We start from the raw sequence: 4,228 nt of genomic DNA, 5'->3' as shown, positions 1-4,228 counted from the left end.
TCCTCGGTGGTCTCGATCATCAGCCGGATGGTGCGGTTGAGCTTCAGCCCGCTTTCCTTCACGGTCTTCATCGCGTACAGCACGGTGGCAATCGAGCCCTTGTCGTCGATGGTGCCGCGGCCGTACAGGAAATCACCCACGCGCGTGACCTTGAACGGATCGAGCTTGGTGCCGTCGTCCAGCACCCATTCGTCCGCCACGGCAGGGACTACGTCGGCGTGGGTGAGCAAGCCGAATTCTTCCTTGCCCGTGCCCGGCAAAGTGACTTCGAACACGCGGTTGTCCACATTGCGGAAGCTGAGGCCGAAGTCCTTGGCCATGCCTTCCACCAGGTTGCCGAAGGCGATGATGGCGGGGTTCTCGTGCTGCGGGATCTTGTCGTCGCGCACGGTGCGCAAGGCCACCATGCGCTCGATGGCGCTGATCACCGCCTGGTGGTGATGAATCCGGTTATAGAGGCCCAGCAAGCGCCCGATATTGGTCAGGTCGTCGCCGTGCAGCGGGGCGTGCTTTTGATAGGCGGCGACACTGCCCGCCAGCGAGGGATCGGCCTTGGCTGCGGCACGCAGGAATGCGTTGAAATCGGCGGGCGGGCTGGCCTGCGCGGCGGCGGCTAGTGCGTCGAGGCCAGGCTTCTTCAGCGTGTCCGCGAGCGCGGGCTGGCCCACGGCCAGCGTGAGCAGGGCAAGCGATGCGAGCAAGGTCGAGCGTTTCATGGGCAGGGCCCCCAAAAACGCAGGATGTTCGCATGAGTTGGCGGGCTGGTGCAAATCGCGCCGGCCCGCCGCAAGCTTGTTGCTTCTGGATGCATGGATCCAGTCACCTGGAAGGCACCTTGGCTCCCTACGCCCGGCGCCATTGATGCCATCAGGTGTGCCGGGCTTCCCCGGCGCATGGCTGCGGCCGGCAGGCCGAACCATGGCCCTGGCGGCTACATGGCCTGGGGCACGAAATCGGATCTGTGTTGTCGCGCGTCCCTCGGGTCAGGCAGGTGATGCCGTTGGGCAGGATATCCGCCGCTGGGCAGTCCGCCAGATGCACTTCCGGCCAACAGCGCATTCAGGCTCTCCGGTAATCTGCCCGGACCGCATGCCGCCGCGGGTGGGGGATCGAAGTCGCTCGGCGCCAGGCTGGCGCCGAGCAGCTTGCCGAACGCGTTGAGCTGCACGTCGGAGGTCAGCCCCGCGCTGCCCGCGAGTGCGGGGCAGATGATCCACGTGGTGCCATCCCTCTTGTAGATGTGCAGGAGCCTTACCTGGTCCGCCGGCTGCAATTGCTGCTCTTCACATGGGGCCTGTTCGAGCCCAAATGCGCGTACGAAGTCGTCAGCCTGGCGATAGCCGATGCAGACGACCACCTTGGGCCGCCAGTGCGCGCAGAGCGTGCGCAGGAAGCGGAATCGCCCGCCATGCCGGCACAGGTCCAGGTAGCGATCCTTGGGCACGAGCTCGGACTGACCGCGGAACACCTTGGACCAGGGTGTCAGGCCATCGAGCATGACGGGCAGCGGGAACAGGTTCAGCTTGAATTGCGCGCCGTCGGGTGCGTAGAGCTCATCCCGGTAGTACGCCTTCCAGTCGTTGTCGTCCAGCCGGATACCGAGCGCTTGCGCGCGCGCTGCGGCCATGATGCGGGCAATGCGCTGGTGGTTCAGCCATTTGCCCATGTCTTCCCGATGCTTCGCGCGAAACTCCGCATCCCATGCGTGCGGCTCCGTGCGCGGCCGTAATGGCCCCGCCAGGCGCTCGTACCAGGGATGCGGGCTTCTGTCGCAGATCCAGAGACTGGCCCTGGGGTTTCCGCCTTCCATCCCTACGTACGAGGCAAAGTAGTTGTCCAGTTCCTGACGCGTGAATACCCCTGTGTGCTGCACTTTTGCCCCCCTGCCTTTTGGTGGGACCCCGTTTTCACMGATTCCACAACGTGCCGCCCGGCGCTTGCAGCGCCGCGTGTGCCGCGTGGTTGTTTGATGTGTCCGGCGGGTCGGCTGCACGGTGCGGCGGTTTCCCCTCCCGCGCCGGCTGCGGCCTCGCTCGTTGTATTTGTCTTACACGGTGCTGGAAATCGAAAATAGCCAGTTCATGCCTGTCGGCCTGAGCTGTTCATATTCTGAGTTACTTCCCACAGTAAATCGATATGAAATAAATAAAATGCTAAATATTCAATTGCTGCGATGCACTATATCCGAGATCATTTGTGATACACATTGCAATATTTTAATGTCTGACATAAGAGCGATGGAATGCCAGGTATTACGCCGCATCTATTATTTTCATCCCCTCTGATGGGGGGATTGGTTTTGTGAAAACGCCCCCTGGATTAACGCGTCCTGGCCCTTCAAATGGAGAGCAGAAAGAGAAAAAAGGGGTGTAGGCCGGGGAGATCGCCTACACCCTCAAGGGATGGCAACAACAGGGTCGATCGAGTTGCCGCTGCTAAGTGTGCTGCAGTACAGCAATTTAAGTACCCTGCTGAAAGGGGGTGGATAGCCGGCAGAGTGGGGAGCGCGCGACTTGGCGCCCGGCGAGGCTCTCGAAATCAATCAATCCAGCGTCAGATGCGCTGTCCGGATGACTTCTCCCCACCGTTTTCGCTCGCTTGCCACGAATGCGGCGAACTTCTCCGGTGGCTGGCCTCCCGCAACGCCCCCCATTTCGCGGATCTGGGCCAACAGCGCCGGATCGCGCATGATCACGGCAAGCTGCTGCTCCAGCTGGGAGACGACCGCCGGCGGTGTCTTTGCAGCAACGAAGATGCCGATCCACGCAGTCGAGAGGAAACTATCAAAGCCGGCCTGCACCATCGTGGGCACCTCTGGCAGGCTCGGCATGCGCTGTGCCGAAGTCACGGCGAGCGCGCGCAGCTTTCCGGAGCGGATATGCGGCAGTGCCTGTGTCAGGTTGTCGAACTGGAATGTCGTTTCCCCTGCCAGCAATGCCGTGGTGGCAGGCGTGGAACCCTTGTATGGCACGTGAATGGCATCGGTGCCAGTGCGCATCTTGAAGAGTTCGCCCACAAGATGGCTGGTCTGGCCAATACCAGCCGAACCGAAGGAAAGTTTGCCGGGTTGTTGCCTGAGTTGTGCGATCAGGTCGGCCACGCTCCTGATGGGCGATTGGGCATTTACCACCAGGACATTGGGAAAGGCAATGATGTCGGTGACCGGGGTCAGATCCGACGGCGCATAGCTGAGGTGCGTGTAGGCGCTATAGTTGATCGCTTGCGGGCCGACATTGCCTGCCAGCAACGTGTAGCCGTCGGCCGGCGCACGCAGCGCCGCCTGCGTTCCGATGATGCCGCCGCTGCCCGGGCGATTGTCGACGACGACGGGCTGCCCAAGGCGCGCGCTGAGTTTCCTGGCCAGCAGCCGGATTGGAATATCGATGGTGCCACCTGCCGCGCCCGGCACAACGATCGTGACCGGCCGCTTCGGCCATGCCGTATCCGGCGGCGTGCCGGCAGTGGCTGACAGTGTCGTCGCGGTCAGGGCGCAGACGAGCGAAAGGGCGAGGCGCTTTTCCGGGGGCCATGCATGCATATGTCTTCTCCTCTCTGGGTTCCGTCGATATTCTTGCCGTACTACATCCGGGGAGTGTCCACGGTGGCGGCAAAGCGCCCGAGATGCGTGGCGGCATTGCCCAGAAGCAGTTCATTGCCGATCAGCCGCTTGCTGTAATGGCTGATGGCGGTCTCGTCCTGCAAGCCGATGGCGCCATGCAATTGCAAGACATCCAGTGCGATACCGCGGCCGGCGATACCGGTCATGTACTTGGCCGCGCAGACGCGGCGCTCGCGTTCCGCCGGTTGCACGGTATCCCAGTCGGCCAGTGCCTGCCGCACCAGATGGTGCGCGTTGTTCCATGCGCGGTAGTGTTCAGCCACGCGGTGCTGGAGGACCTGTTGTTCCGACAAGGGGCGACCGAATTGCCTGCGTGTGCGCAGGTATTCGACTGTGATGCCCAGCGCGCGCCGCATGGCGCCGACGCTCTCCGCGCAGAGCGCTACTGTGGCCAGTGCCAGGGCCTGTTGAATGGATGCGGGGGCATGCTCGGGGCCAGCGAGCAAAGCGGCGTGCGCTAGTACCACGCCGTCCAGGTGCAGGTCAGCCGCGCTGCGCCCGTCGTGGAGCTGATAAGCGCGTTTGCCAACGCCGCCGATGCTGGCCGGCACGTCAAACAGGCCGATGCCGCCCTCACTCAGACACGCCGCCACGATCAAGCGATGGGCC

Annotated in this window: 4 protein-coding genes; all 4 read right to left on the bottom strand. The window is 62.9% G+C overall.

Translation table 11 applies throughout. The features are described from left to right. Positions 1-716 (bottom strand): M20/M25/M40 family metallo-hydrolase (locus tag AC1DS3_RS35875; protein WP_477129064.1); only part of this gene is annotated, 716 nt, incomplete at its 3' end. Between the two features lie 215 nt (positions 717-931). Continuing rightward, positions 932-1,666 carry an XpsR family transcriptional regulator gene (locus AC1DS3_RS35870; protein WP_441634628.1) on the bottom strand — a complete coding sequence of 245 codons (735 nt, stop codon included), beginning with the start codon at positions 1,664-1,666 and terminating at the stop codon, positions 932-934. Between the two features lie 876 nt (positions 1,667-2,542). Further along, positions 2,543-3,538, bottom strand: a complete 996-nt coding sequence (locus AC1DS3_RS35865; protein ID WP_441634630.1) for a Bug family tripartite tricarboxylate transporter substrate binding protein — start codon at positions 3,536-3,538, stop codon at positions 2,543-2,545. 41 nt (positions 3,539-3,579) lie between these two features. Then, the coding region (locus AC1DS3_RS35860; protein ID WP_477129063.1) for an acyl-CoA dehydrogenase at positions 3,580-4,228 on the bottom strand (649 nt) is incomplete at its 5' end.

It is taken from the genome of Cupriavidus sp. 01L46 (assembly GCF_056399905.1).
Note: the sequence above shows the minus strand (reverse complement) of the source record. Positions and strands in the feature narration are given on the sequence as shown.

Excerpts from the sequence above, each read along its gene's own strand:
- AC1DS3_RS35870 (WP_441634628.1), bottom strand. The coding sequence starts at position 1,666 with ATGGGCAAATGGCTGAACCACCAGCGCATTGCCCGCATCATGGCCGCA.
- AC1DS3_RS35865 (WP_441634630.1), bottom strand. The coding sequence starts at position 3,538 with ATGCATGCATGGCCCCCGGAAAAGCGCCTCGCCCTTTCGCTCGTCTGC.